Origin of the sequence: Streptomyces sp. NPDC058683, assembly GCF_042716195.1 — a bacterium.
Lineage (GTDB): Bacteria > Actinomycetota > Actinomycetes > Streptomycetales > Streptomycetaceae > Streptomyces.
In genome coordinates this window covers 59,326-84,565 of record NZ_JBHXSK010000001.1, presented here as the reverse complement: position 1 = coordinate 84,565, position 25,240 = coordinate 59,326, and the positions used below count along the sequence as shown (strand labels likewise).

Genomic DNA, 25,240 nt, shown 5'->3' with positions numbered 1-25,240 from the left:
AGAAGAGCCCCTTGGTCACCGGGAGTTGACGTGGCCGGCGTCCCCGTCATGGCGGGCGAGGGTGAACCGTCCCGGCGTGTCCTCGTCCAGCCAGCCCCGCTCCACCAGACGCTTCAGCTTCCCCCGCGTCCCTTCGATCTTCGCCGTGGTGGCCTCCAGCCCGATCCGCGGCACGATCTGCTTGGCCTGCAATGGACCCGGAGCATCAGCGACGATCTCCACGATGTCCCGGTACACGTCCGGCAGCACCCCAGCGACCAGGCCCTTCCGCCACGGCGGCACCGCCATCACCCCGATACCGTGAGGAGCTGGCGTTTCCCTGGGTTCCGGCGTATCGTGCGCCTCCACCTCCGGCGCCACGTCCGCAGCCGACAAGTCCGCCAGCACCTCCATCACGGTCTCCCGCGTGATCTCCAACCGCGACAGATCAGCCCGGGCCCTCTCCAGCCGGACAGCCAACTCCGCAGCCTCGGGCTGGAGTTCTTCCACCCGCTGTCGAGCCGCGGCCTCCCGCGCCTGGAGTTCTTCCGGCAACGACACCATCGCGCCCCACCTCCACCTCGCCACGGTAGAAGTACGACGACACCGCCCACACGTCAATCAGCATCTTCCCAGCTCAGCTATCCCTCGAAAGGATCCGCACCCAGCTCCTTTGGAGGGACGGGCCGAGCTGGGACGTCGGTGTCTGGCGCATCGCCCGTGCCCGATGCGGCTGCCCCTCGTCGGAGCGCCGCGGGTAGGCGTGCCGACCAGGCCGAAGATCGGCCGAGCGGTCCTCGGTGATCAGCGGCGGGACAACCGGAACCGCCGGAAGGATCACACCTCACATGTGAACTCGCGGCTCGGTGCCGGTGAGGTCGTACCTTGAGAGGAGCTACACCCACATGCGCTCGGCACCGAGAATGCCGCTCGTGCGTCAGGAGCCTGCGAACGTGTCGGCGCCGAGCACGGTCAGCAGGGCAAGCTTGTCGTGGCTCTCCGTGCCAGGTGTGGCGGTGAAGATGAGCAGGGACTGCCCCTGGTCGGGGTCGAGCAGTGTCTGGCAGTACAGGTCGATGCGTCCGACCTCGGGGTGGACGAAGCGTTTGGCGTTGCTCCACCGCAGTCCCACTTCGTGGCGGTTCCACAGCTCGGCGAATTCCTCGTTGTGTTGCAGGTCGGCCACGAGCGAGGCGGCCGGCGATCCGGGCCCCTGCGCGGTGGCACTGGCGCGCAGGATGGCGACGTAGACGCGGCTGTGCAGGTGGTGGTCGTCGGGCAGGTACCGATGGCGGGCGGTGGGGTCGGTGAACCACCGGTAGAGGGCGCTGCGCGCCGGGCCGGTGTGACGCGTCTCGTCGCCGAGCAGCGCCACGGCGGGCGGCGTTTGCTGCAGCGTTTCACCGACCGTGCCCACGATCTGCGCCGGTGTGTCCTGAAGCCGGTCCATGACACGCAGCAGCCCGGGACTGATGTGCGCCTCGCGTAGTCGCCGTGTCTGGAGGCGGTGCCCGCACAGCAGGAACAGATGGTCACGTTCGTCGGGGGTCAGGCGCAGGCCCCGGGCGATGGCCGCTGCCATCTGCTGCGACGGCTGGGAACCACTACCGCGTTCCAGCCGGGCCAGATAGTCGGCCGACATGTCGCACAGCTCGGCGACCTCCTCCCGGCGCAGCCCGGTCGCCCGCCGTCGTGCGCCGCGGCGCAACCCGACGTCCTCGGGTTGCAGGGACTCCCGGCGTCCGCGCAGGAAATCGGCCAGACCCTCGCCATCCACCGCCGTGTCCATCATCGGGCTCCCCAACTCGGATGTCGCATACCTGGCCGCCTCATTGTCCGGCAGGTCAACACGGTTAGCCACGCCCTGCCATTCAGTGGTTGAGCAGGTCCTTCATCCGTCGGCACGGGCCCTCTTCACTGGACGACGTCAGGAATCAGATGAAAGAGTCTCTGGAGGATTTCACCATGGCCAAATGGACCGCGGACCGGCTGCCGAGCATGGCCGGCGCGACGGTGGTGATCACCGGTGCCGGCGGGGGGATCGGGCTGGTGACCGCTCGCGAACTCGCACGGGTCGGCGCCCACGTGGTGCTGGCCGTGCGCAACGTCGACAAGGCGCGCCAGGCAGTGGCCGGTATGCGTGGAGATTTCGATGTCCGGCAACTCGATGTCGCCGACCTGGACTCGGTACGTGCGTTTGCGACGTCGTACACCGGCGACATCGATGTTCTGATCAACAACGCCGGGGTGATGGACATCCCGGCGGCGCGCACCGCGCAGGGCCTGGACGTACAGACCGCCACGAACTATTTCGGGCCGTTCGTGCTCACCAACCTGCTGCTGCCCCGGCTGACCGACCGCGTGGTGACGGTCTCCAGCCAACTGCACCGATTCGGCAAGCTGGACCTCGACGACCTCGACTGGCGCACCCGCAAGTACAACGGGCTGGCCGTCTACGAGTCGTCCAAGCTCGCCGTTGTGCTGTTCTCGCTGGAATTGCAGCGCCGTTTGACCGCCTCGGGCAGCCATGTCCGCTCGGTCATCGCTCACCCTGGCGTCGCGCGGACCGGACTGGTCACGCACTCGCCACTGGGATTCGTCAACCGGCTCCCGTTCCTGGTCCAGGACGTCGAACACGGAGCGCTGCCACTCATGTACGCAGCCACACAAGACGTCCCCGGCAACGCCTACGTCGGTCCGGACGGGTTGTTCAGCTTCACGGGCTACCCACTGATCCGCAAGCCCAGCCGGGCCGGCCTGGACCCGGCCGTCGCCAAGAGGCTCTGGCAGGCAACCGCCACTCTCACCGGCACCGAGCCGCGAGTTCACATGTGAGGTGTGATCCTTCCGGCGGTTCCGGTTGTCCCGCCGCTGATCACCGAGGACCGCTCGGCCGATCTTCGGCCTGGCCGGCACGCCTACCCGCGGCGCTCCGACGAGGGGCAGCCGCATCGGGCACGGGCGATGCGCCAGACACCGACGTCCCAGCTCGGCCCATCCCTCCAAAGGAGCTACACCCTTCAGACCTTCCGGAAGCCCCAACCGTGCGGGGCAACTCTTGGCCACGACGCCGGGCCGCTCGTAGTCGTCGTAGCCAGATGGCGTATCCGGCAGCGGCTACCGCGAACGCAGATGTGGCGGCTGTTCGTGACCGGCCTGATGTGGGGTGTGCACGGACACCGTCTGGACCGAGCGCGGGACCCCCATCTTGCGGATGTGTGCTGGTCGGCAGCAGGTGCGCTGCAGCTTATGCTCGGGCGGTGCGGGATCAGCGCAGTCAGCTCTCGCTGGCCCTGGACGCGGACACGAGTGCGACCCGGGTGGTGCGCGCCGATGAAAATCCTCACTGGCTTGAACTTTTCCGTGGCGTGCAGCACCTACGGCGGCAGGTACATATCATCCATTTTAAGGTGAAGCGGAACGGTCGGCCTCTGGCTCCGCACTGTCGAGGGGCACGGGGTGCAGCGACGGTGGAACATGTGTGGCCATCCAAACGACCGACCTAGCTGGCGTGGCCAGGTCGCCGAACAGCTCAACCTGGACCATCACTGCCGACGGCGCAACCGTCCCAGAAACGCCGACACGCAGCCTGCGGCAGGATGGATGCCACCTGGTACCGCCGCCGCCCGTTCGTCGCGGTGATCGGTGAGTCGGTAGACCACTATCCCGGCCCGTGTGCAGTGTGCACCGGCCACGGCCGTTGGCGACGCGGCCAACTACACTGCCCAGTGGGTCAATTGTCTCGCTCAGGGGCCAAGCGAAGCGCTCAGTCACAGCGCGGTTCGCACGCGAGGTGTGACCTTCAGCGATAGTTGGCCAGAGACGGTGGCGAGACCGCTGGTGACCGGGCTGCGCTCAAAAACAGTTGGCCATTTCGCTCAGAGATAGTTGGCCATACAGGTCCCAGAACCTAGACGCGTCACGCGGGGCGACAAGGTGGGCGTAGTGCTTCCGGGCGCGCTCAGGCCAGTGCTCGCGCGGGTCGAGGGATCTGGCCGCGGCGACATCGTCGGCTGCCGGGTCGGCAGGCAGGTGAGGGGTGGTCGCGGACGGGGACCGTCCGCCGGGTCGACGTTGCCCAGCTCTATACCGTCCGCGTAGCCGTGGATCATCAGGACCGGATCACCGGCGAGTGGCGCCCACGCCACACTGTGGCTGCGGGGCTCCAGCCGGGGCCTTCCGGCCGTCGGCCGGGGCCTGCCATCGGAAGTCCGGATGACCCACCAACTGCGCGCCCTCCGGATGCCCGATGTTCCGCCGCTTAGCGACCAATATCGTCGTGTGTCCGGTTCCTTTACGTGGGCGGTACGCGGCGACCGAGCAAGGACGACGCACGCTCCAAGACGCGATCATCCGACGTCTTCCTGTGCGACCTGCTCCCAGCAGTCTGGGCAGAGGGTCGCGACCGAGCCGTCGTCATCTGCCTCGGTGGGCCACGGGCGACTACAACTGGTGCAAAGCGAGAGATCCTGGGCTTCGTAGCGGACAGCACAGCCGAAGCAGTACAGGGTGTCGGACCCCTTGAGGCTGTCCACGAACCGGACGCTCTCGACAAAAGCGCTGTTGTCGCACTGGGGACAGGGATAGACCCGAGCCAACAAACCGTCTGAGCAGCCGACGTAGGAGAAGGCCAGGAGCTCGGCCGAGTCCCAGGACTGGCCGCAGAAGCGACACTCCCCGTTCTGGGGGGTGACAACGAGGGTCATCTGCTCGCAGGAGGGGCACATGATGGTCTGGGTCGTCAGCCCGGCCAGTTCCCCACGCAGCCGGTTGAGGCGTCGCCTGACGTAGGAGCTGATGTTCTTCACTCCCGCGTCCACCGGGATCATGTCCCGTTGGGCCCGGTCGCGCTCCGGGCCCTGGAGCAGCGGCAGAAGCTGGGTGTCAAGGAAGCGCATGAGGAAGTCGAGCACCCGGCCGGCGCGAGCCTCGACGGCGTGGGCGTTGTGCGTTAGGCCGTAGTGCTGCAGGGCGTTGCGGTCCTTCGCTAGGTCCTTGAGCGCCTCGGTCTCCTTGCGGTCGATGGCAATCCCCGCGATGTCACGGAGGCGCTCGACCGCGGCGTCGGTCCCGCAGCTCTCGAAGTCCCCGCTCTCGAAGTCCGCCCTCGTCGCCTTGCCAGGGTCCTTGAACACCAGGCTCCAGTGTTCACGCAGCAGGCGGGCCTTGAGCAGCACCTCGACTGCGGCTTGCAGGTGCAGCACGGCGTACTTGAGGTCTCGGGGTTCGACGGCCGATTCGTTCTCGTCCAGGTGCTCGACGACGCTTGCGAGGTAGTCGATGCCGTTACGGACGGGCGGGAAGTCCAGCTGAGGAGGCCCGGACGGACGTCCCGGCGGCACGTACCGGCGTCCTGTCGTGACAGCCGCTTCTTGCTGCGGTGTGTCGCTTGGTTCACCCGTCAGGGGGAGGTCCTCAAACAGCGATGACATGGGCACAAGGTAACCGTCGCAGTCCGGTGACTTTCGACTTATCCAGTGCCATGTGCCCCCCAAGGGTGGGTGAGCTGCCCGGCCGGAAAGTAGATCTTCCAACGCCGGACCGAGTGGCCAACCATCGATGCGCCTGGCCAACTAACGCTGATGTGACTGAGCAGCCCAGTTGGTTCTGACCGCGCTTCCGTGATGGCGACCTCCAATGCGCGGGCAGGCTGTACGTCGTCGGGAAGGTCCATGCCTGCATTTGTCCCGTTTCCCTGGCGAGCTGATCGAACTACGGTGCCGCTCATGGACTGGGGGACACTGCTCAGCACTGCCGTCGGCGCCGTATTAGGGATCGGCTCGACCTTGATCGCTGACCACGCACGATCCCGTCGCGAGCAAGCGAACCGCATGCACGACACCCTTCGGGATCTCTACAGCACCTACCTTGCCTCTCTGAACGACAGCTCGTCCATCTTGCGCGTGATCATCCTGAGGGAGAGCGATACGGCGGCGCGATACCAGGCGGCTCTGGACGCCTTTCGCGACGCCTCGGTACTGACGCAGCGGTACAGGATCGCCCTACAAGCCCCGCCGGCGGTTCAAGAGAAGTCCGACCAGGCGTACAAAATGCTTCGGCAATGGCGCGACTTGCTCGACACGCACCCCGGACTCTCCCTGTCGTCGTCGGAGTACCTCGAAGGACTGGAACGGTTTCACCAAGCCCGCAAGGACCTCCAGGCCGCCATGCGTGCAAGTCTCAATGCCCCACACCGGTAAGCCCCCGCCCGACTAGCCAACTACAGGACTCGGTTCGGTTGTTCCCGCGCTTCCATGACGACTACGGCAGGGAGCCAATGACTTCATCGGCGATATCGGTGCAGGCTCCGTCACTGATATGGCCGCACCCGTGATCAGGGCGGCCGGCTGGCAGTGACCACCGGATTGCAGGACCGTTCCGCCAGAGGATCCCCCCGTCATGAAGACGGAAACGCTTGAGGATGTCCTCTTCCCCGGCCTGCACCTCACGGTGCGGCAGGTCGTGGCCGTCGATGACGATTTAATCATCGACGCAGCGGGGTGCGGACCGCCTGGAAGGTGCCCTCAGTGCGAGCGTCCTGCCACTCGGGTTCACAGCCGGTATTGGCGTCGCATTGCTGGGTCGCCCGTCGGCAGACACACGATGATCGTGCGCCTCAGTGTGCGTCGGTTCTTCTGTGATCAACGCCAGTGCAGGCGTCGTACATTCGCGGAACAGGCAGAGGGCCTGACCGAGCCACGACGCCGCTGTTCGGCCGCGCTACGGTCTGCCTTGAAGGCGGTCGCGGTAGAGCTCGGTGGTCGTCCTGGCCAGCGCCTCTGCGCGAAGCTACGACTCCACGGTCGGCGGACTGCCCTCCTGGAACAGCTGACGGCACCAGCCGTGCCGGACCGGGCGCCGCGGATACTCGGTATCGACGAGTTCGCGTTCCGCCGAGGACGGACCTACGGAACGGTCCTCGTCGACATCGAGACCTCCAGGCCGGTGGACGTGCTGCCTGATCGCGAGACCAGCACAGTCGCCGCCTGGCTCAGCGAGCAACCCGGCGCCGAGATCGTCTGCCGTGACCGACTGATGGCCTTCACCAAGGCATCAGCCAGGCAGTCCCCGACGCACTGGAGGTGGCAGATCGCTGGAACCTCCTCCAGAACCTCTCGACAGCCGTGGAGAAGATCTGTCGCGGACATCGTGACTGCCTGCGACAGCCCACGCCACCGGGAAGTCAACGAACTGGTCGCCACCGGCATGTCCCTGAGCGCCATCGGCCGCCGCCTGCGTCTGGACCGCAAAACAGTGCGGCGCTACCGGAACAAAGACCTTGATGACCTCTTCGCCTCAGCGCAAGATCGCGGCCACGGTGTTCTCGACCCGTACATTGACCACGTGCAGCATCGTTTCAAGGCTGGCTGCACCAGCTCGATGCAGATCTATCGCGAGTTGCTCGCCCTCGGCTACACCGGCGGGTATCACGTTGTGAACCGCTACGTGATGACCACCCGCAAGGGCATCGCGGTCCCTGCCCGGACTGCGCCCCCCCCCAGCCCCCGCACCATCACCTCATGGATCATGCGCCCCCAGGGGACCCTCAGCCCCTCCGACGCAGCGCAACTGGAAGCCGCGCGCAACGCCTGCCCGGAGATCGTCTCGGTCTGCGACCTCGCACGAGAGTTCACAGACATGCTCCGCCACCGCCGCGGACACCAACTCCGGAGCTGGATCCAAAAGGCCGAGCTGAGCGGACCAGATGCCATCGGCGTCTTCGCCGACTCCATCCGCCAGGACCTCAAGGCCGTGACCGCCGGCCTCACCCTGCCCTACAGCTCCGGCATCGTCGAAGGCCACGTCAACAGAATCAAAACGATCAAGCGCCAGATGTACGGCCGCGCCTCCTTCACCCTGCTCAGAGCACGAATCCTCCTCCAGCCGTAGGCATCACGGAAACGCGGCCACAACCAACTGGCGCACTCAGTCACAGCTGAGCGTCACACGAGCATCCGCATCCTGGCCCCAGAATTCGAACACATGATTGAATCCGGGCTATGGACGACACGACGTTCCCGCTCGACCTGCTCCAGGCCATGCGCGAGTGGAGCCACGTCCGAGCCGTGCTTGCGCGCCGGCCAGTCAAGCCGCCCGAGTTGCTGAACCGACTGCGGACCCTGGAAGCCCGGGTCGCCGTTCACTCCTTCTGGGAGACGGAGGACGGCAAGAGCCCCTCAGCGCGAGACGACCTGCGCCGACGGGTCCGGGAGATGAAGGCGGCCGAGGGGCGCCTCACGGACCGGCAGCGGCGGATCCTGGCGTGGATCAGGGGCTGGGTGGCCGAACACGGCGAGGCGCCCACGCAGCGGCAGATCGGCGAGGCCGTGGGGCTGTCCAGCACAGCATCGGTGGCTTACCAGCTCACCAGGCTGGAGCAGGCTGGGCTCATCGGACGCAGCCGCAGCCGAGGAATCGCCCTGCGCTGGTGAGGCCCCCGTGCGCCCGGCGATAGACCTCCGAAACCACCTGTGTGCCGGGCCTGGCCCGGTCGCGATGGTTGCCGCGGCGACTCAGGAGCAGGCGGGCCGCCACGGGGCGAGCGGATCGAACCCGAGCAACTCGATCTTCTGCCGCCTCGCCGACTCCGTCGGCTTGTACGCCAGGAACGGCGGATACGGCAGCGCCAGGTGCGCGGCCGGCGGGTGGTCCATGTACTCGGCCTTCGGGCAGCCGTCGACATGCGGACACTCCTCGACGGTCCGATTGCACAGTTTGCACAGGAGACCGCGCACCATGCCCGTGGAGTAGTCGTGATCGACCATCGCCCCGGGCAGGGCGCCGCACAGGTGGCAGTCCGGCCCGAGAGCTTTGACCAGGGCCGCGCGCATCCTCCGGACCGGGGCGGTCTTCGCCGGGGGCGGAGGCCACATGTGCATGGCGCTATAGGTGTCATCTCCCGGGCACCGCTGTTCCGGCATGACCGACGACAGGGGAACGCTCTCGGCTCCGGCCTGTACGAACCACTCCAGCACGATCGAGTCGTACGTACCGCCCGTGCGGTAGCCGTAGGACAGCACTCCGTCTGTCTCCGTCCAAGAGCAGTTCTGTCGGTGCCAGCCCTGCTTGGCATGCCTCTTGCCGCAAACCATCTGGCCGTCGCTCATGAGGTGGTACCGGTCGTCACCACCGAGCACGGCGACCCGAGGCGAGGCAGGCTTGGATACGCCCGACAGGGTGCACGGCTCCCCGGCCCGCTCCCGCACCATGTCATCAACTCCGGCTTCGCCGAAGTGGGCGTACTCCCAAAGCAACTTCGCCCGGCGGTACGGGGGCAGGTCATCCAGGGTCGGCATGAGCGGCATCGTGCCGGACGGCACTGACAACGGGACCGCCGGAGACCGTCATCCGGTCCAGCCCACCTCCACACCTCGATGCCGTCCCCATACGCCGTGTACGCCACCCACGCGCGCCGACCCTGCTGCACCGCACCGTCCCAGCCGCCGGGCGCCGGCCACGACACCCGCCTGGTCAGGGCGGCCGCGATCACCTCCATGACGTCGCGATGCCCCGCAGCGGGCAGCTCTTCGAGCGCATCCTCAACCTGCACGGCCAGGTCCACCCTGAACGCCATCGCACACCCCCGTACTCGTTGGGAAGGCACCGTACGACGCGGCAGACCGTCTCGTGTGGGCCTGTGGATAACCCCGGTGCGCGCAGGTCAGGCCATCAGACAGATCAGCCTCGATGACACCCGTGAAGCGCGCCTGGTGGCTGAAGCGGCTGTCGACCGAGTCCGCGAGAAGTTCGGCGCCGGCGTTATCGACCCGGCAGCCATCTTCGGACGGGCCTCGTGACCGGCACCGACCCATCCTCCCGAACCTGGGAACCCGCGTACTGCTCGATCCGTCCAGTCCCGCCCCCGGCTGGGTGCAGCAACTCCCCTACTGGCCCTACCTGCCGGAGGTCGACGCCGCGCGGGCCGACAGGGACCTGGCTGCCGGGGCAGCTGTGCTGCCCCGAATCTCGTACGGCCGCGTGAGTGCCGCAACGGGTTGGTCATTGCAGCACCGCTCAACCGATTGTTCGCGGGCCCGGGCCGATCCGGATGGTGCGGTCGGGTGCAGGTCCCGTCTGGCTGGATCGTCACCACCGTCTAACGTCGGGCACGGTCTCGCCCGACGGGTGGCGTTCATTGTTCGCAGCCTCCAACTGGTTCGCACAGACGACTCTTCCGCCGGATCGCGCGGAGGGTGTGGGGTGGTCGTCGGCGAGGAGTCGGCGGTTTCGGGTCAGGGTGCTCTCTTCCAGGAGGCGCCGAGTTCCGCGAGCCGTCTCCGAAGCACGCCGCGCTGGTCCTCCAGATACTGCGAGCTGGGCGAAAGGAGATAGACGTTGTCGCGGTACAGGCGGAAGCCCAGGCTCTCCCAACCTTGGATGATCTTGGCGTTCACGCGGTCCCACTCGGACCTGTCCGTCAGGCGCTGGCTGCTGAGGTCGGTAATGCCAGGTGAACAGGCGATGGCCCGGCAGCCGTCCATGAGCCGGTGGATCACCTCGCAGCCAAGTACGGCCGCCAGACCGTGCCCGCGCCACGGGGGATCCAGCGTCACTCGGTCCATGACGAGCAGCGCTGAGCCGACATACTCCAGCACCGCGCTAACCTCCTCCGTGAACGATCCTGTCTCTGGATCGAGGAAGACCTGGGCCATCTCGCACAGCTCCTCGGACTCCTCCCCCGTGGCCCAGTAGGCGTTCCGGCCTCGGTCGAGGTGCACCCGGAAGAACGTCATTGACCCGACGACAGCGTCCTCGACTGTGCACGAGCGGCAGTCCGGGGTGACGCAGCCACCGGGAGCCGCAGTCCCCTGACCTCTGCCGTGAGTACGTCGGCGGTGGAGTACAGCCACGTTCCATCGCTCCAACGTGTCGGCCTGTGGGGTGTCCCAGAGTTCGTCGTCGTAGGAGATGCGCAGGTGCAGCTCGGAGCGATCGCCGGGCAGCGAGGAAGGCTCGATCACTGCGGCAGCCTAACGACGCATCCGCGCGTTCGCCGAGGACAAAGCCCCCGGGCTCCACCGTGTGGAATCCGGGGGCTCTGCGTGGTGGGAGGGGTGAGGTCAGCGCACGGTGGAGCCCTCGTCGACGGACTCGTCCGCGCGCTGGCGGCGGGCTACGGCGAGAGCGCCTCCACCGGCGGCGATCAACACCCCCGCGCCGCCGATCAGCCACGGTGTGGCGTCGGCCCCGGTGTGGGCGAGGGAGCCTGCCGGTGCCTTCAGCGTGGAGTCGTCGGCCGGGGCCACGGCGGTGGACGAGGAGTCGGCATCCGGTGTGCCTTTGCCCTGCGGGGAGGGCGTAGCCCTTCCGGTCCCGCCGCCCGGCTTCTCCGCGTGGGTGGACGGGGCGCTGCTGGGGTTGTGCGTCGGCTTGTCCGAGGGGTCGGGCTTCGGGTCAGGCACGGTCTTGGCGTTGGTGACGGTCACAGTCACCGGAGCGCCGGGGCCAGCGGTGAACGTCTTGGTCGCCTTGTAGATGCCGTATCCGGCTGGGGACTTGATCTCCGTGACCCAGAACTGAGTCTTACGGCTCGACACGGGCAGTTCTGCGGAGGCAATGCCGTTGGCGCCGGTGGTCAGGGTGAGCAGCGTCGAGGTGCCGGTGCCGATGTTCACGGTCGCGCCGGGCAGGAGCTTGCCGGTCTTGTCGTCCTTGGCCTTCAGCAGAACCTTGGCGGCCTTGAACGGGTCGATGATAGCCAGCCGTGTGGCCGCGGCCGGGGTGACGATGACGTCCTGGTCGGCGACGACCTCGTGGAGCGGACTGCCGGTGGCCGTCTCCTTGAGCCGGTAGACGCCCGGAGCAAGGTCGGGAAACGTCAGCTTTCCCTGTGCGTCAGTCGTCCCGCGTCCGGCTTCCTGGCCGGCGGAGTCGAGCAGCAGGAACACGGCGCCGGCGAGGACGTCCCCGGCTGTGTCCTTCGTGGTGATCTCGACGCTGCCCGCGTCCAGGGCCGGTGTCTCGGCGGCAGCGGCAGACGCCGAGGGGGCCGGTTCGGAGGGCTGGGCGCTCGCGGCTGGCGCCCAGGTGAAGGTACCGATCACCGCGACGGCGACGGCAGCGGCGGATCGGACGAGACGCGCGTGCACGAGGAAAGGGACTCCTTGGACAAGTGGGCGGGGAAGGTCATCGGCTCCGGCCAGAGACCGGGGCAGGAGGCGGCGGGGCGACAGGTGTGCTGCCAGACTGCTTGGCCGTCGTGGTGGCGACATAGAGGGCGCGGCGCGTGTGGACGGGAACGTCCTTCACGGCGCGGTGCAACGGCACGGTGGAGATCAGCGAGGCGGTGAAGGCCGCGACCAGCGTGGTGGGCGTGCCGAACGAGAAGCGTGCCGCCCAGTGCGGCTCGCTGGGGTATCCGCCCCAGGCCCGCCAGGCCGGTCTGGTGGAGCCGCTGTTCGCGTAGCGATGGCGTACGCCGCCTAGTCCTTCCGGGGTGAGGAAGGTCTGTGTGCCGTCGGTCTTGACGGCGTGGCTCCAGCCGCGGGTGAGCAGCGGTGCGTACGCCTCGTGTGGCGCCGTCTCGTCCTGGAACAGCCGGTCTTGATCGCTGTGCCGGTCTTCGAGGTAGAGGTCGAGCAATTCGGTGTGGACGTCGTGGAGCAGCTCGACGGGGGTGGTGGCGTCGAAGGTGATCCGCCAGGTCGGCTCGGTGAAGGGGACGCGGTGTGCGCTGATGGTCCATGTGCCCTTGCCGCGCTCGTCGGGCTGGGGGTCGTAGGTGGTCTGCAGTCGCAAGCACGGGCTGAACGCGGCGGCCTTGTCGTCGTCGGTCTGGGCGAACGGCCAGCCCTCGTCATAGGGGAAGGCCCATGCGGCGCGTGGGTCAACGGCGCCGGGCCCGGCGAGGTGGCGGGGAAGGACCTCACGGTCTGGGCAGGGTCGAGGTTCTCCACGGGGTGGGTCGTCACGGGCAGGACTCCTGCTGAAGAGTGCGGAATGCCGGGGCTGGAGGTGTGGGCGCGGCTCAGCGGGCGCGGGTGCCGCTGCGGGTGACCGGCACGGCGGGAGCCGTGTGCGCGATGCGGCTGGTCGCGGACGCGGTCCAGGCGCCGGGGAACCAGACGGCGGTGTACTGCTCGATGGCGTCGCGCAGCCCGGTGAACACGGCGCCTTCCCACGGCGGTTGTCCGGCGCGGTGGTACTTGTCGAATGTGCCGTACTTGGAGCTGTTCCAGGGGGTGCTGTGGGCCTCGTCGCGGCGCTGGAAGGTGCCGTGGTCGGCGAAGCTGAGTGCCACCGTGTCGATCTCGCCGCGGTCCGGGTGGACGACCGCCAGGCGCAGGCCGCCGTAGGTGTCTGCGTAGATGGTGCGGCTGAAGTCGATCCGCAGCCGCAGGGGTGTGCCCGGGGTCGGGGTGGCGTAGTAGGAGGTGCCCACGACGGTGTGGTCGTGGAAGGGGAGGAACAGCTCGGCGAAGAACTCAGGAGCCTGCAGGGACAAGAAGGATCTCCAGTCGGGATCGGGAGCGTGCTATCGGCGCGGGCCGGGCAGGGACGGCCGGCTGGTGGTGCTCCAGCGCGGGACGCTGGACGCGGGAAGCGCGGCCGGGCGGCGGATGCCGACGGCCCGCTGCACGTCGAGCGGAGTGGGGGTCGGCGGTCCGGGCGGGAGGATGGGCGTGAGTTGGGCCATGCCCTTGATGTAGCTGAGGGTCTCCTCGCGCCACCGGGGCAGCGGAGCCGGGGCGGCGACGCACTGGGTGACGGCGGTGAGCAGAGCGACGGGAGTGTCGGTGCTGGCGGTGGCGTACCAGGCGGCCCGGTCGATGGATTTGCCCGCCCACAGCTGCCAACGGGCGTCTCGGGTTGTCAGTTCGGCTTCCGGATCGAGGTCGCCGGTGGTGAACTCCAGGCCGGCGAGTCCGTCCGGGGCCTGGACGGCGAAGACTCCCCAGCGCGGGCGCTCGATCTCCCAGCCCTGTTTCAGGAGCGGGACGACGGCGAGGAAAGGGTCGTGGTCGTCCGTTCCGGAAACCGGCCGGGTGAGGTAGGCGTCCGGCCCCTGCTGGTACGCCGTGGCGAGGGCAGCGGTGAATGCCTGGACGAACTCCGTGGGGACACGGTCGTTGAAGCAGACGCCCCAGTTGGGCGGCCCGAACGGATCGCGGTAGGCGTTGATGCGCCAGAGCCCGTCGTCCTCGCCCTCGGGGAGGTAGCCCAGGTGGACCTTGCGGTCGGGGGCGGTGACGTAGGCGTTGCCGAGGTCGTCGTGATGGAGGTCCCAGCCGAGGTCGAGGAGCGGGCCGAGGGCTGGGTCGCCGGTAAAGGTGCTGCTGGCGAGGTAGCGCGGAGAAACGAAGACGTCTCCGTCAATCGTGTGCAGGTCGTCGGGAGGGTTCACAGATTCCTGAGTGGTGAAGGCGGCGGGTCAGGCAGCGAGTACCAGGGCTTCCAGGAGGGCATTGCTGGAGCCGGTGTAGTGCAGTGTCCGAAGGCCCAATCGGGCGGCGGCATGGCAGTTGTCGGCGCGGTCGTCCACGAGCAGAACGCGTCGTGGATCGCGAGCTCCGGTGGCCCGCAGGGCGCTTTGGTAGGCGGCCGGGTCGGGCTTGCACACCTCAAGTCGGGCTGAGTACAGCGCCTGGGTCATCATGCGTCGCCACCCGTGGGTGTCGAGCACCGTACTGAGATGGGCGGGAGCGTTGGACAGCAGCACCATGCGCAGTCGGGTGGCGTGGACGCGGCGGAGGACGGCCAGGACGCTCTCGTCGGTCTCGGTCCACATGGCGGTGTCCGTGGCAAGGAGTTCGCGCAGCAGGCGGGCGCCTGGGTGGGCGCCGAGGACGCGCGCCCAGTACGCCAGGTCGCTGAGCTGGCCGGCGTCGTAGAGGTCGCGGGCGTTCCAGAAGGCGCGTTGGAAGCCTGCGAGATCGTCTTCGGGCCAGGAGGCGGTGCGGGCCAGTCGGAGCCAGTGGGCGCGGGTGGGCTGCAGTCCGATGACGCCGTTGTAATCGAGGATGACGGCGTCGGGGCTGGTGGGGTGGGTCAAAGGGGGGTGTTCTCCAGGGTGCGACGGGCGAGGGCGGCGAGGGTGGCTGCGAGGAGGGCGGGCAGCAGCAGTGCTGTGGGCAGGGTGGTGGTGCTGGCGAGGGCGCCGATGAGGGCGGGGCCGGCGAGCAGGCCGAGGTAGCCGGTGACGGACACCGTGGCGACGGCCCTCGGGCCGTGGCTCCCGGCGGCGGTGATCAGGGAGGGGACGGTGCCGGACAAGCCGAGCCCGAAGACTGCCCAGCCGGCCAGCGCCGCGGCCACGCTGTCGGCCAGGACGCCGGTGGCCAGTCCGGCTGTGGCGAGCATCGCGCCGGCGCGGACCACGGCGGGGGCGCCGAAGCGGGTCGTGAGCCGGTCACCGGTCAGCCGGCCGATCGCCATGCCGGTGCTGTAGAGGGCGAAGGCGCTCGCGGCGAGGGCCGTACCGGCGTGCAGGGCGTGCACGTGCACGGCCGCCCAGTCGGCTGCCGCTCCCTCCCCCAACAGGCTGGCGGCCGCCATCGCACCCAGCAGCCATACCCTCCCCGGCGCCCGGTCCCGGTCGGCCCCCTGGGAGGCATAGATCTTGGGTTCCGCGCCGCTCAGTGTGAGGGTGCGCGGCCCGGCCACGAGCGCGCTCGCCGTCAGTGCGGTGCCGACCACAAGGAACAGAGTGCTGTGGGCTGTGCCGGCGGTGGCGGCGGCCAGGGCTGCGCCGCCCAGCGCGCCGATCGAGTACGCGGCGTGCAGGGACGACATGATGGGCTTGCCGTAGGCGTTCTGGCAGCGGACCGCCCCGGTGTTGGCGGCGACGTCCAGGACACCGTGTGCGGCGCCGAAGGCCAGCGCCGCTGCGAGCAGCGAGGCCAGCGTCCGGCATTGCCCCAGCAGGGCGAGTGCTGCCGCCAGTGCGACCGCTCCGCCGATCAGGAGCGCGGGGAGGCGTTCGGGCCGGGCGAGCCGGCCGCCGACCTGCAGTCCGGCGACCATGCCGAGAGCGGCGGCGAGCAGGACGAGGGAGAGGCTGCCGGTGGTGAGGTGGGCAGCGTGCTGGACGGCCGGCATCCGGGCGCCCCAGACAGCCATCACCATGCCCAGGCCGAGGAAGTAGCTGGTCAGCAGGGCACGGCTGCGCCGGAGGGAAACGCCGGTGCGGCTCATGCGGGGCGCCCAGCGGCGACAGGTTCGTCGGCCGGGCGGGGCTCGACGTGGACCTGGATGCGGCGGGCGGTTTCCTCGGCGCGGGCCTGTGCGAGGTCCGCGGTGGGTGCGGTGGTGATCAGGTAGCCGATCCGCGCGGTCCACATGTTGCCGCCGTCGGCCGGGAGAAGCAGTTGGTCGCCGGCCTGGTGCTGGAAGTGCACGCGGTCCACCCAGTCCGGGTTGACGCCTTCGAGGCCGAGGCGGAGCAGGGTGCCGGAGGTGTCCGGGTAGAGCAGCAGGATCGCGGCGGCCGAGGACTTGGTCGGGGTGAGGTCGGGTGCCCGGCCGCAGGCGATGTCGGCGGCGGCGCGCGGCAGGTCGATGCCCGTGGCGAGCCGGACGAGGTGGCCGATCATGTCGCCGGCGATCCGGCCGTTGACCTCGACCAGCCGCGGCCGGCCGTCGACCAGCCGCATCTCGGCATGGCAGACGCCGTCGGTGATCCCCAGAGCGCGGATCGCGGCCCGGGCCACGGGAGTCACCACGTCGAGCAGAGGGTCGGCGGCGTCCACGCAGTGGGCCAGTTCCTCGAAGAACGGCGGAGCGCTGACCGTCTTGCGGGTGACCGCGACCACGGTGGTCTCGCCGCGGTAGGTGACGCACTCGACCGACACCTCGGGCCCGTCGAGATACTCCTCCACGAGGACGCTGGTGGACTCCCGCCCGAGCCCGGCCGCCTGGTCCGCGAACGCGAAGGCAGCGGTGAGCTGTCCGGGGGTGTCGGCGCGGATCACGCCGATACTGGCCGCGTGCGCGGCGGGCTTCAGCACGAGCGGATAGCCGATCTGCTGGGCCGCCGCCTCGGCCTCGGCCAGAGTGCGCACGCTCACCGAAGCAGCCGACGGCACGCCGTGCCGTGCGAACAGGGCTCGGGAGGTGGCCTTGTTGCGGCACGCCTGCATGGCCTCCGGGGTGGTGGTGGGCAGGCCGAGCCGGCGGGCGAGGCGGGCCACGGGGACGAGGTACCACTCGGTCCAGGTGAAGACCCCGGCCAGGTCGTAGCGTTCGGCCAGGGTCCGGCCGGCCGCGGACAGTTCCGCCTGGTCTCTCGGATCGGACACGACCACGCAGTCCCGCAGGTACGGCACCTCCCACGACGGTTCTTCGCCGGTGATCAGGACAACGTCATAGGCGGCGGCCACGGACTGAAGGCAGTACCCGCGGTACGCCTCGGCCTCCATGTCGGCTGCGGCAACGACCAGGACGACTGGGCGGTCGGACAAGAGCAAGCTCCTTTGGGATGGGAGGGAGGAATTTCGCAGGGCATGAGGTGGCGGACCGCAGCGGCACAGGACGGCTGCTCGGCGAGGAGCCGGCGCGCGGCGGCCGGTGTGGTGGGGCCTCGGGCCGAGGCTGCTCGCGCAGTCCGCAGACTGCGGTGGCTGTGCTGACGAGGGCCTGCCAGGTGGCCCGACGGGCGTTTTTCGTCCGGCCGAGGAGGGCGCGGAAGCGAGGGAAAGGAGGGGGTTGTCAGGCGGCGCGGCGGCGGCGCAGTTCGAACACGCTGGCGCAGTGGGGGTGGTCGTCGATCAGACGGCGGGCGTAGAGGGCGGTGAAGTTGTTGTTCAGCCCGGCGACTCCGTAGGGAAGTTGGCGGCGCAGGTCTTCTCAGAGGTCTTTGAGGCTGACCCGCGCGGCGCCTGCGGCCAAGCGGCGGTTGGCGAGGCCTTCCAGAGCGCGGTAGACGTGGGGGTTGTGCGCGTCGAAGGCGTTGAACTGCTCGGTGATGGTGCGACCGCTGGCGCGGTTCCTCCCGAGGACGGTGGGGGCATGGAGGTTCTCCACAGGCTGGGGACGAAGCAGGGTCAGGTGCGCAGGGCGGGATCCGTGCGCAGTCGGGCGAAGGCGAGGAACAGGCCGAGGGCCTGCAGGACGGCGCAGGCCGTGATGACGTGGCCCATCGCGTCAGGCGGGGTGAGCGCGGTCAGTACGCCGGCGACGGGGAACGGCAGCAGCAGGATGAGAACGGTCGCCGACAGGGTGCTGCCGAACTTCTCCGCTGGGATCAGGCGGGAGCGCAGGGTGCGCAGGACCACCGCCATGCCGCCGTCTGCCGCCATGAGGATCGCGACCAGGACCAGGTAGGACAGGTAGTCGGGGGCCTGGGCGGTGGCGAGGCAGGCGAGCGAGGCGAGAGCACCGCAGGCGGCTCCGACCGGCCACAGGCCCAGACGGTCCAGCGCGAACCGGCAGAGCGCGATGCTGAGGAGCGTCGCTCCGGCGGCTGCGGACCAGACCAGGCCGACGGCAGTGGTGGACTGCCCGAAGTGCTCGACGATGATCACCGGACCGGCCGCCTGGAGCAGTCCGGTGGCCAGGTTGGACAGTGTCAGCCCGGTCACCAGCCAGCCAAGCGAGGGCAGCGAGCGGATGGTGCGCCACCCAGTGAGGAGGCCGGCGCCGGGCCGCCCTTTCGGCGCGCGGGCCGGAACGACGGGCGAGGGAGGTGTGCGCAGAGCGAGCAGCGCGGCGAGCAGCGAGAGCACCGTGATCACGGCGAGCATCGGCGGCGGCCCGGCAAGCAGGAGCAGTCCGGCGAGCGCCGGGCCGGCCAGCGTCGCGGTCTGGTCGATACCGAGCAGGACAGCCTGGACACGATGGGCCCGTGCACCTGCCCGGCGGCTGGCGGCGGCGCCCGCGGTCTCGGCCGCGATGTAACTGAATTCGGTGAGCACTCCGGTGGCCGCCGCGAGCACCATGACGGTCACGCTCGCGACAGTGCCGACCGGGTGGAGGTGGAGGAGGACCGCGCCGGCGGCGAGGGCCAGCGCGCGTCCGAGGGAAGCGAGGCGGAAGACCACGGATGCCCCGCGCCGGTCCACGATCGATCCGGCCCACCCGAAAGCTGCCAGCCGCGGGATCCATTCCAGGGCGAACGCAGTACCCGTCAGAGCGGCGGAGCGCGTGGTGGCCAGGACCAGCAGCGGGATGCCGTAGGTGGACATCGCGAACGCCAACGCGTCCGCTGTGCGCGGCAGGTAGATGCCGCGCATCAGCCCGGCGGTGTATCTCGCTTGCCGGGGTGTGACCGCTGCGCTCACGCGACCGGCTCAGGATCGGAAAGGGCGGTGACCTGCGGGTTGCCGGTCAGCCACTGGAGCAGGAGGGCGCGGGGACGGGCAAGGTCCGCCTCGGCCTCGGCGCTGTCGGCCGCGAGCGAGGGTGTCAGCAGGTCGAGGACGTGGCGGACGCGGGTGCTGAACGCGCAGACCGGTGCCGGGGAGGCGTGGCGTCGGGACCATCGCGCCGCCGCGTCGTACAGGTCGGCCAACTCCGCACCAGCGTTCGTGAGTTCGAGTGCGGCGCCGGGCGCGGTCCGGACGAGAGCGTGGGTGCGGGCTGTTTCGAACGCGCGGCGCAGTTCGTGCGTGGAGAGGTCGGGCAGGGTGGCGGCCAGCCGTCGTGCCGGTATCGCCCCGTTGTCGTCGATCTCGGTGACCAGGCGGATCAAGGAGCGAGAGGCCAGCAGTTCGACCGCGTTGCGCACTTCGGCGGGGGCGAAGAGGGTGGTCATCGGCGCGGGCCTCCCGCCGGGACGGCCGCCTTGGGGCGGGCGATCATGGCATGGGAGAAGAGATCGCGGCTCTGCCAGGCCGGAGCAGACTCGCCCGTCCGGACCGGAAGGAGTGTCGCGGGGGCGGGCCGGGAGGGGCTGCTAACCCACGGCTTCGGCGCGGACGTCGCCTGCGGCAGCCCCCAGACCGGGTGGCAGGTCGCCCCGTTGAGGGGCTGCCCGGCGGACCACGCGGACAGCGCGCCGAGGACGGGACCCAGGCCGTCGCCCGCCGCCGACAGCCGGTAGGGCCGGCCGGTGCCCTCGGAGTCGACCAGGCCGTCGGCCACGAGCTGCCGCAGCGGTGGGTAGATATTGGTCCAGTCGCTGCTGGGCATCACGATCCGGGCCAGGGCCCGCCCGCTGACCTCCTCGCGGGACTTCAGCACCCACAGGATGGCGGCGGCGTGCCGCCGGGTGAGCAGGGTGAGGCTGTCCTCGATCTGCTCGATCGCGGGCAGCGGGTGGTCCGCGGTCTCCAGATGCTCCTCGGCCCAGGTGACGAGCATCGGCAGGACCGGCAGCAGGGCCACGCTCCGCTCGGTGTGGCCGTAGGTCACTTGCCGTGCGGTGTGTTCGGCGCGCTCGACGAGCCCGGCGTCGCACAGCGACTTGAGCTTGGGGTGGAGCTGGCCGCTCTGCAGCCAGGACACCTTGGCCGCCAGCTCGGTGTACCGCAGCGGCGGGCCGGAGAGTGCCAGCAGGATCCTCACGTTCCAGCGCGGGGTGATCATGGCGAGGGCCTCGGTGACCCGGGCGATGTCGGCGTCGGTGTCGGGAGGCAGAGCGGTGATGGCCAAGGGAGGAACTCCTGGGTGAATTGAGGGGGATCGCCTGCGGGTCAGCGGCTGTGCGCCGCGCTCTGGGCCTCAAGGGGCGGAGCCGGTAGCGACGGCGAAGGCGTCTGCGGGGACTGCGCTGGGGCCGGGACGCGGGTGAGGCTCTGGAGAACAGCGGCAACTGACTTGGCCTGGACATCACGCACGGCGACGGCTTCGGCAAGCCGACGGGAACCGTCGAGGAGGTGAGAGACCTCGTGCCGGCCGATCTGCCGCTCGGGGTGGACGAGCCGGGCGAGGTGATCGCGGTGGATGTCGATGCTGCGCTCGGCGAGGGCGAGGTCGTCGTGCATGCCGAGCAGGGCGGAGAGCATGCCGGGCGGCTGATCCTGAGCGTGGGCTGCGAGGTCGGCGAGCGGCACGCCGTACAGGTCCTCGATCCGTCCGGCGATTTCGGTGGACGTGAGGTGGGGCAATCCGGGGCTTTCAGGGTCGGCGGGCCCGGGCCGTCCCGGCACGCTGGGGTGCCGGGGCGGCGGACGGGGGCAGGGTGACGGTGGCCTTGAGCTGCGTCATGCGGACGGGCCTGGCCTGCGGGTCGGGCGGGGGCATGGTGCACAGCAGCTCGCCGAGGGCCGCGCGGTAGCTGTCGCGGGCGTCGAGCGCGGCCTCCAGCCACTGCGCGTCGAAGCGGAGTTTGTCCGCCGACAGCTCGCCGATGTCGCGGTCCGGGTCCATGTCCGCGTGCACCCGGTCGCGGACGCGGACGACCTGCTCCTCGGTCAGGGCCAGGAACGAGCGCAGTTCCAGGGCACGGGCGAGGGCCGGAGAGGCATCGTGGCCGACGGCCGCCTCGTGCAGTTCGGGGACCGGGCTGCCGAAGACCTGCTGCAGGTCGGCGTCCATGGTGCTGGCCTTGACCGGGCTCATCGAGTCGGCCTTCCCGCCCGCCACGCCGACGCCGGCGCGGGTGTACCCGCTGGTTGGTGGGGAGCGCTGGTCTGCACCGCCGGACCGGTTCGGGGGCGAAGGAGGGCGAGCCGTTCGGCGGCGAGGTCCTTCTTGCCCGGAGCGTCGGGCTCAAGGAGCCATCGCACGACCATGGCCCGGCCGTCGCGGGCGGTGACGGCCGCGTTCACGCGGTGGGCGAGGCCCATCGTCGGGTCGTCGACGTCGTTCGGCTGAGTCTCCAGCGCTGTGAGAAGATCGTTCTCCGCGCGGTCGAGTACGGACTGAGCCTCGACGAGAAGGCCATACCACCGGACGACATCGGTGGCGGCAGGATTCGCCATCGGAGCTGCGGCGACCGCGGCCTTCAACTGGTCCATGTCCATGCCGAAGCGCGCTTCGATCCGTTCGGTGAGCACGCCCACGACATCCTCAGCGTCATCGGATATGCCGTCGGACAAAAGGAAAGCTCCTGTTCTGAAAATGGTGCCGATGCCTTAGGGAATGTGAGGGGACGCCGTATTCGGTGGCTCAGCCGCCTATGGGCGCCTGTTGAATTCCTGTCAGTCCAGGCGCATGCGGACGTCGCGGTTGACGTACGTGCCGGACACCCAGCCCTTGACGCCGGTCGTCTTGTCCGTGATGTAGAGCCAGTTGCCGGACTTCTTGTCCACGCTGAATGTGTGGCTCTTGTAGAGCACGCCGAGCGCGGTGGACTTCGAGCTGGCCTTGGACCGGATGGTCACGGCCTGAGCGTGCACCTCGTACCGCAGCGGCGGCGCGGAGGAGCAGCTGCTCGCCGAGGCCGCGGAGACGGCTGCGGGTCCCGCGCTGGCGGTAGCGGCGGAGAGCATCGGCAGGGCGAGCGCGCCGAGCATTGCCACGGAGTTGGCAATTCGGGTGGAGCGCATGCGGAAGAAACCCCCGTGAAGGCATAGGGACTGCAGGAAATAGCGCTGCGGGAGTTGTTCCGGCGGCTGTACAAGAGTCCGGAGAATCGCCGGTTTGGCTAACCGGCGATCGTCGGCTATGTTGCGCAGCCCGCGTCGACGGCGATGCTCAGCGCGAACGGCCGGGCGCCAGCGGAGTGAGGGCCTTCGCCACACCGGCCGGACGGCTGGCTGCGGCTGCCGGGCGGACCGGAGGGAGAGGACCGGCCTCGCCGGTGAGCCGGTCGTCGCACCACTGCAGGGCGGCATCCTTCGTGTCGAAGCCGCCCTCGCGCAGGGTGTGGGTCCAGGTGTCGGTGTCGACCTCCTCGACCACGACACGGAACGGGCTGGGGGCTCGCGCGTCCAGGGCGCACAGTGCCACGACGGTGACCATGTCGTCCGGGTCGTCGCAGGTGTAGGAGTAGCCCAGGGCGTAGTGGTCGCCGTCGCCCGCGAGGCGTCGCTCCAGCTCCCGCGTGGCCTCGTCCGCCGGTGGCGGTCCCGACTTCGGGTCGAGGCTGATGGCGTCGTGCGGGCAGCCGCGGTGGATGAGCCAGGACTGCGCCATCGCGGGCAGCGGCAGAGGCGCCTGCTCGAAGGCGAACGTCTTCTTCTCCCGGTCCCGTTGCAGATGAACGGCGAGGACCTGCGGCATACCGGGGTGTCCCCAGGTGGCGGTGCGGTCGAACAGGACGTAGTAGCTGTGCGCTTCGTTGTGGTGTTCGGCGAGGGGGACGAGCATGTCCTCGCGGACGGCGACCTTGCGGTAGAAGTCGCGGTACATCTCCTCGTCGGCGTCGAAGTCGTCCAGCTTGAAGTCGACCTGGGGGATGGATCTCCGAGCCGGTGGCGGTTCGGTGGGAGACAACAAGGGCCTTTCGGTGAAGTTCAGCGCCGCTGCGCAGGGGCAGATGGCGACGTGCCGGGGCGGGCCGGGAGCTTGGGTGCCTGGGTCGTGGGGGTCCGCCGGGCGGCGAACAGCGCGGCGCGTCCGGCGTCGGTGAGGGCGACCGGCTGGCCGGCGTGCACGGGGTGGCCCGTGTCCCGGACGACCAGACCGGCGTCCTCCAGCCGCTGGAGCTTGGCGTGAGGGATGCGGGTGCTGGAGGCAGTGGTCACGGACATCCGGCCGGTCAACAGGTGTTCGTAGAGCTTGGCGCCGCCGGCGATGGCGAGCAGCGCGGCCTGGTCGTCCGTCGAGAGTTGCTGCGAGCCGGGTGCCGAGGCTGCCCCAGCGGCGTCGATCGGCTCCAGGGCGGCGAGCACCTCCCGGGTAGCGGTATCTCGCGCGTCAGTGGCCTCCTCCAGCTGGGTCACGGTGCGGTCGATGCGCGTGAACAGGGCGTCATCGACTTCGAACTCGCCGCTGGACAGGCGATGGAGGAGGCGGAGGTAGAAAGTGACGCTGGTCTGGGTCTTGGCCAGCTCGCGGTGCCGGTCGACCAAGTGGGCGTGTGGCTCGTCGAGGACGCCGCGGTCTCGGAAAGCCCACAGGGAGTCGATGTCGTGGCCGGTGACGGCTTCGATGCGGTGGTCGAGCGGGGACACCGCACGCCGGCCTGGTGGCGGCGCGGGTTCAGGGGGCATAGGCGACGCTCCGTGCGTTCAGCGGGTGTGATGGTGCGCGGGGTTGTGTGCGGGACGGGGCAGGCCCGGCAGTGCAGTGGACGACGGGCCGGGCCGGGGCGCGGGAGTGCGGGTGGTCAGCTGCGGGGAACGGGAACGGGCCGCGTGGGTGCGGGCGCTCAGCGGCCGGCGGGTCATCCCCAGGCGGCGGCCGACCTCGTCATAGACGTCGTTGCCCGCACGCGGCCGGACCGCGACGACGTGAATCTCCTTCAGGTGCGCGGACTCCGCAGGCGCTGGACGGACGCCGTAGACGACGCGCCAGTCCTTGCGTGAATCCACGAACAGCTTTCGGTAACCCTCCAGATCGCCGTCGAGGCGCAGCCCGAAGCGCTGCGCGTTCACGACTTCCTGCAGGTAGGCGAGGGTGAGGTCGCGGATATCGCTGGGCGCCTGGAGGAGATCGGTCAGCGCGCGCGGGTCGAAGCTCAGGCCGAAGGCGGGCTGTCCCGCGGTCATGACGTCGGCTCGTCCGGCTCTGGGGCCTTTGCCGTGGCCGGCGCCGTCTCCGTGCGTACCGATGGCGGCGGGCCGGGCAGAAGGCGGTGCGCGGGCCGGTCGGGAGAGGTCATGCAGGCCGATAGCGGCCCGCCCGGCGCGCGGATCGCCGCAACGGCGTGGGTGAGGAAGTCCCGGTGCCACACGAACAGGCCGGAGAGCCCGGCTTCGGGGTCTTTGTGCTGCTGGTAGGCGAGCCACAGGGCGTGGAGCCAGGCCACGACGTCGTCGTGCTCCTGCCACTGCAGGCACCAGGGCGCCGCGGTGGTGACCTCCGCCCCGTAGACCGGGAGGAAGAAGTCGTCGACCCAGTCCGACAGAGCGTCGAGTTCGTCCTCGCGGTCCTCTCCGTCCAGTTCCAGGATCGGCCGAGGCTCTGGCGGAACGGCCGGAGCCGGCGGCCCGCCGAGCCCGGGCATGCCGAAGGCCGCGAACGGCGATCCGCCCGGCACGGGGGCGGACGCGAGATGGTCGAGCTGCTGGGCCTGTTGCGCCGACTGCTCCATGAGCCGTCGGACGCTCGCCTCGATCCCCTCCAATTGCGGGTCCGGAATGCGAACCGGTTCCAATTCCGCGCCGTCTGCGGGTTCTATGGCTTCGGACATGAAAGGTACGGCCTCCTACGAGACACGAGATGACAGGTAAGCGGAATGCACGGCGCACCGACCCGCCGGAGGGTTGCACGAGCATCTCGGCGGACTCCGGAAAAGGCTGGGAGGGTGCGCGAGTCCCCGGAATGGAATACGCAG

The 25,240-nt window shown here is 69.5% G+C and carries 28 protein-coding genes and 1 pseudogene; 5 read left to right on the top strand and 24 right to left on the bottom strand.

Annotated elements, in window-relative coordinates; translation table 11 throughout:
* Positions 1-15: 15 nt before the first annotated feature.
* The gene (locus ACFWXC_RS00505) at positions 16-543 is read right to left on the bottom strand and encodes a hypothetical protein (protein ID WP_384470670.1); all 528 of its coding nucleotides are present in this window, start codon (positions 541-543) and stop codon (positions 16-18) included.
* Between the two features lie 373 nt (positions 544-916).
* Complete coding sequence (locus tag ACFWXC_RS00500) at positions 917-1,771, bottom strand: helix-turn-helix transcriptional regulator (RefSeq protein ID WP_384470667.1); 855 nt, start codon at positions 1,769-1,771, stop codon at positions 917-919.
* Positions 1,772-1,944: 173 nt separating this feature from the next.
* Here ACFWXC_RS00500 and ACFWXC_RS00495 point away from each other — a divergent pair, with 173 nt between their 5' ends.
* Positions 1,945-2,814 carry an SDR family NAD(P)-dependent oxidoreductase gene (locus ACFWXC_RS00495; protein ID WP_384470663.1) on the top strand — a complete coding sequence of 290 codons (870 nt, stop codon included), beginning with the start codon at positions 1,945-1,947 and terminating at the stop codon, positions 2,812-2,814.
* A 1,514-nt stretch (positions 2,815-4,328) separates the two neighbouring features.
* Here ACFWXC_RS00495 and ACFWXC_RS00490 read toward each other — a convergent pair.
* A complete protein-coding gene (locus ACFWXC_RS00490; RefSeq protein ID WP_384470660.1) occupies positions 4,329-5,417 on the bottom strand; it encodes a hypothetical protein in 1,089 nt (362 codons plus the stop codon).
* A 288-nt stretch (positions 5,418-5,705) separates the two neighbouring features.
* On the opposite strand from ACFWXC_RS00490, the gene ACFWXC_RS00485 reads away from it, so the two are divergent.
* The 3 genes from ACFWXC_RS00485 to ACFWXC_RS00475 all read left to right on the top strand — a co-directional run bounded on the left by ACFWXC_RS00485 (position 5,706) and on the right by ACFWXC_RS00475 (position 8,411).
* Entirely contained in the window at positions 5,706-6,179 is a 474-nt protein-coding gene (locus tag ACFWXC_RS00485) for a hypothetical protein (protein ID WP_384470657.1), read from the top strand.
* A gap of 199 nt (positions 6,180-6,378) precedes the next feature.
* Positions 6,379-7,869, top strand: a complete 1,491-nt coding sequence (locus ACFWXC_RS00480; protein WP_384470654.1) for an ISL3 family transposase — start codon at positions 6,379-6,381, stop codon at positions 7,867-7,869.
* A 110-nt stretch (positions 7,870-7,979) separates the two neighbouring features.
* On the top strand, positions 7,980-8,411 hold the full coding sequence (locus ACFWXC_RS00475; RefSeq protein ID WP_384470651.1) for a LexA family protein: 432 nt from the start codon (positions 7,980-7,982) through the stop codon (positions 8,409-8,411).
* 81 nt (positions 8,412-8,492) lie between these two features.
* Here ACFWXC_RS00475 and ACFWXC_RS00470 read toward each other — a convergent pair whose 3' ends face one another.
* Positions 8,493-9,275 carry an endonuclease domain-containing protein gene (locus ACFWXC_RS00470; protein WP_384470648.1) on the bottom strand — a complete coding sequence of 261 codons (783 nt, stop codon included), beginning with the start codon at positions 9,273-9,275 and terminating at the stop codon, positions 8,493-8,495.
* 333 nt (positions 9,276-9,608) lie between these two features.
* Here ACFWXC_RS00470 and ACFWXC_RS00465 point away from each other — a divergent pair, with 333 nt between their 5' ends.
* Entirely contained in the window at positions 9,609-9,776 is a 168-nt protein-coding gene (locus tag ACFWXC_RS00465; protein WP_384470645.1) for a hypothetical protein, read from the top strand.
* Between the two features lie 435 nt (positions 9,777-10,211).
* Here ACFWXC_RS00465 and ACFWXC_RS00460 read toward each other — a convergent pair whose 3' ends face one another.
* From ACFWXC_RS00460 to ACFWXC_RS00365, 20 genes and pseudogenes are all read right to left on the bottom strand, one after another.
* Positions 10,212-10,940: a hypothetical protein gene (locus ACFWXC_RS00460; RefSeq protein WP_384470642.1), complete on the bottom strand. Its 729-nt coding sequence runs from the start codon at positions 10,938-10,940 to the stop codon at positions 10,212-10,214.
* A gap of 99 nt (positions 10,941-11,039) precedes the next feature.
* Positions 11,040-12,068, bottom strand: a complete 1,029-nt coding sequence (locus ACFWXC_RS00455) for a SpaA isopeptide-forming pilin-related protein (RefSeq protein WP_384470639.1) — start codon at positions 12,066-12,068, stop codon at positions 11,040-11,042.
* A gap of 37 nt (positions 12,069-12,105) precedes the next feature.
* Positions 12,106-12,717, bottom strand: coding sequence for a DUF317 domain-containing protein (locus ACFWXC_RS00450; protein WP_384470636.1), 612 nt, complete (start codon positions 12,715-12,717; stop codon positions 12,106-12,108).
* A gap of 229 nt (positions 12,718-12,946) precedes the next feature.
* Complete coding sequence (locus ACFWXC_RS00445; RefSeq protein ID WP_384470633.1) at positions 12,947-13,423, bottom strand: hypothetical protein; 477 nt, start codon at positions 13,421-13,423, stop codon at positions 12,947-12,949.
* A 30-nt stretch (positions 13,424-13,453) separates the two neighbouring features.
* Entirely contained in the window at positions 13,454-14,323 is an 870-nt protein-coding gene (locus ACFWXC_RS00440; protein ID WP_384470630.1) for a DUF317 domain-containing protein, read from the bottom strand.
* Between the two features lie 27 nt (positions 14,324-14,350).
* Positions 14,351-14,971, bottom strand: a complete 621-nt coding sequence (locus ACFWXC_RS00435; protein WP_384470627.1) for an HAD-IA family hydrolase — start codon at positions 14,969-14,971, stop codon at positions 14,351-14,353.
* Positions 14,968-16,113, bottom strand: a complete 1,146-nt coding sequence (locus tag ACFWXC_RS00430) for an MFS transporter (RefSeq protein ID WP_384470624.1) — start codon at positions 16,111-16,113, stop codon at positions 14,968-14,970. Before ACFWXC_RS00430 ends, ACFWXC_RS00435 begins: the two co-directional genes overlap by 4 nt.
* Positions 16,110-17,336, bottom strand: a complete 1,227-nt coding sequence (locus tag ACFWXC_RS00425) for an ATP-grasp domain-containing protein (protein ID WP_384471556.1) — start codon at positions 17,334-17,336, stop codon at positions 16,110-16,112. The genes ACFWXC_RS00430 and ACFWXC_RS00425 overlap by 4 nt, the downstream gene beginning before the upstream one ends.
* Positions 17,337-17,625: 289 nt before the next feature.
* A pseudogene (locus ACFWXC_RS00420) lies at positions 17,626-17,940 on the bottom strand (hypothetical protein).
* A 20-nt stretch (positions 17,941-17,960) separates the two neighbouring features.
* Positions 17,961-19,196, bottom strand: a complete 1,236-nt coding sequence (locus tag ACFWXC_RS00415) for an MFS transporter (protein ID WP_384470621.1) — start codon at positions 19,194-19,196, stop codon at positions 17,961-17,963.
* Positions 19,193-19,669, bottom strand: coding sequence for a regulator (locus ACFWXC_RS00410; RefSeq protein WP_384470618.1), 477 nt, complete (start codon positions 19,667-19,669; stop codon positions 19,193-19,195). The genes ACFWXC_RS00415 and ACFWXC_RS00410 overlap by 4 nt, the downstream gene beginning before the upstream one ends.
* Positions 19,666-20,508, bottom strand: coding sequence for a winged helix-turn-helix transcriptional regulator (locus ACFWXC_RS00405; RefSeq protein ID WP_384470615.1), 843 nt, complete (start codon positions 20,506-20,508; stop codon positions 19,666-19,668). Before ACFWXC_RS00405 ends, ACFWXC_RS00410 begins: the two co-directional genes overlap by 4 nt.
* Before the next feature lie 41 nt (positions 20,509-20,549).
* Complete coding sequence (locus ACFWXC_RS00400) at positions 20,550-20,963, bottom strand: hypothetical protein (RefSeq protein ID WP_384470612.1); 414 nt, start codon at positions 20,961-20,963, stop codon at positions 20,550-20,552.
* A gap of 10 nt (positions 20,964-20,973) precedes the next feature.
* A complete protein-coding gene (locus ACFWXC_RS00395) occupies positions 20,974-21,417 on the bottom strand; it encodes a hypothetical protein (RefSeq protein WP_384470609.1) in 444 nt (147 codons plus the stop codon).
* The gene (locus ACFWXC_RS00390; protein ID WP_384470606.1) at positions 21,414-21,896 is read right to left on the bottom strand and encodes a hypothetical protein; all 483 of its coding nucleotides are present in this window, start codon (positions 21,894-21,896) and stop codon (positions 21,414-21,416) included. Before ACFWXC_RS00390 ends, ACFWXC_RS00395 begins: the two co-directional genes overlap by 4 nt.
* Positions 21,897-21,998: 102 nt before the next feature.
* The gene (locus tag ACFWXC_RS00385; protein WP_384471553.1) at positions 21,999-22,313 is read right to left on the bottom strand and encodes an SH3 domain-containing protein; all 315 of its coding nucleotides are present in this window, start codon (positions 22,311-22,313) and stop codon (positions 21,999-22,001) included.
* A 181-nt stretch (positions 22,314-22,494) separates the two neighbouring features.
* Positions 22,495-23,238, bottom strand: a complete 744-nt coding sequence (locus ACFWXC_RS00380) for a hypothetical protein (protein ID WP_384470603.1) — start codon at positions 23,236-23,238, stop codon at positions 22,495-22,497.
* Positions 23,239-23,255: 17 nt separating this feature from the next.
* Positions 23,256-23,954 (bottom strand): hypothetical protein, encoded by a 699-nt coding sequence (locus tag ACFWXC_RS00375; protein WP_384470600.1) that lies wholly within the window; start codon positions 23,952-23,954, stop codon positions 23,256-23,258.
* Positions 23,955-23,972: 18 nt separating this feature from the next.
* A complete protein-coding gene (locus ACFWXC_RS00370; RefSeq protein ID WP_384470598.1) occupies positions 23,973-24,452 on the bottom strand; it encodes a hypothetical protein in 480 nt (159 codons plus the stop codon).
* Positions 24,449-24,997 (bottom strand): DUF4913 domain-containing protein, encoded by a 549-nt coding sequence (locus tag ACFWXC_RS00365; RefSeq protein WP_384471550.1) that lies wholly within the window; start codon positions 24,995-24,997, stop codon positions 24,449-24,451. Before ACFWXC_RS00365 ends, ACFWXC_RS00370 begins: the two co-directional genes overlap by 4 nt.
* Positions 24,998-25,240: the final 243 nt, after the last annotated feature.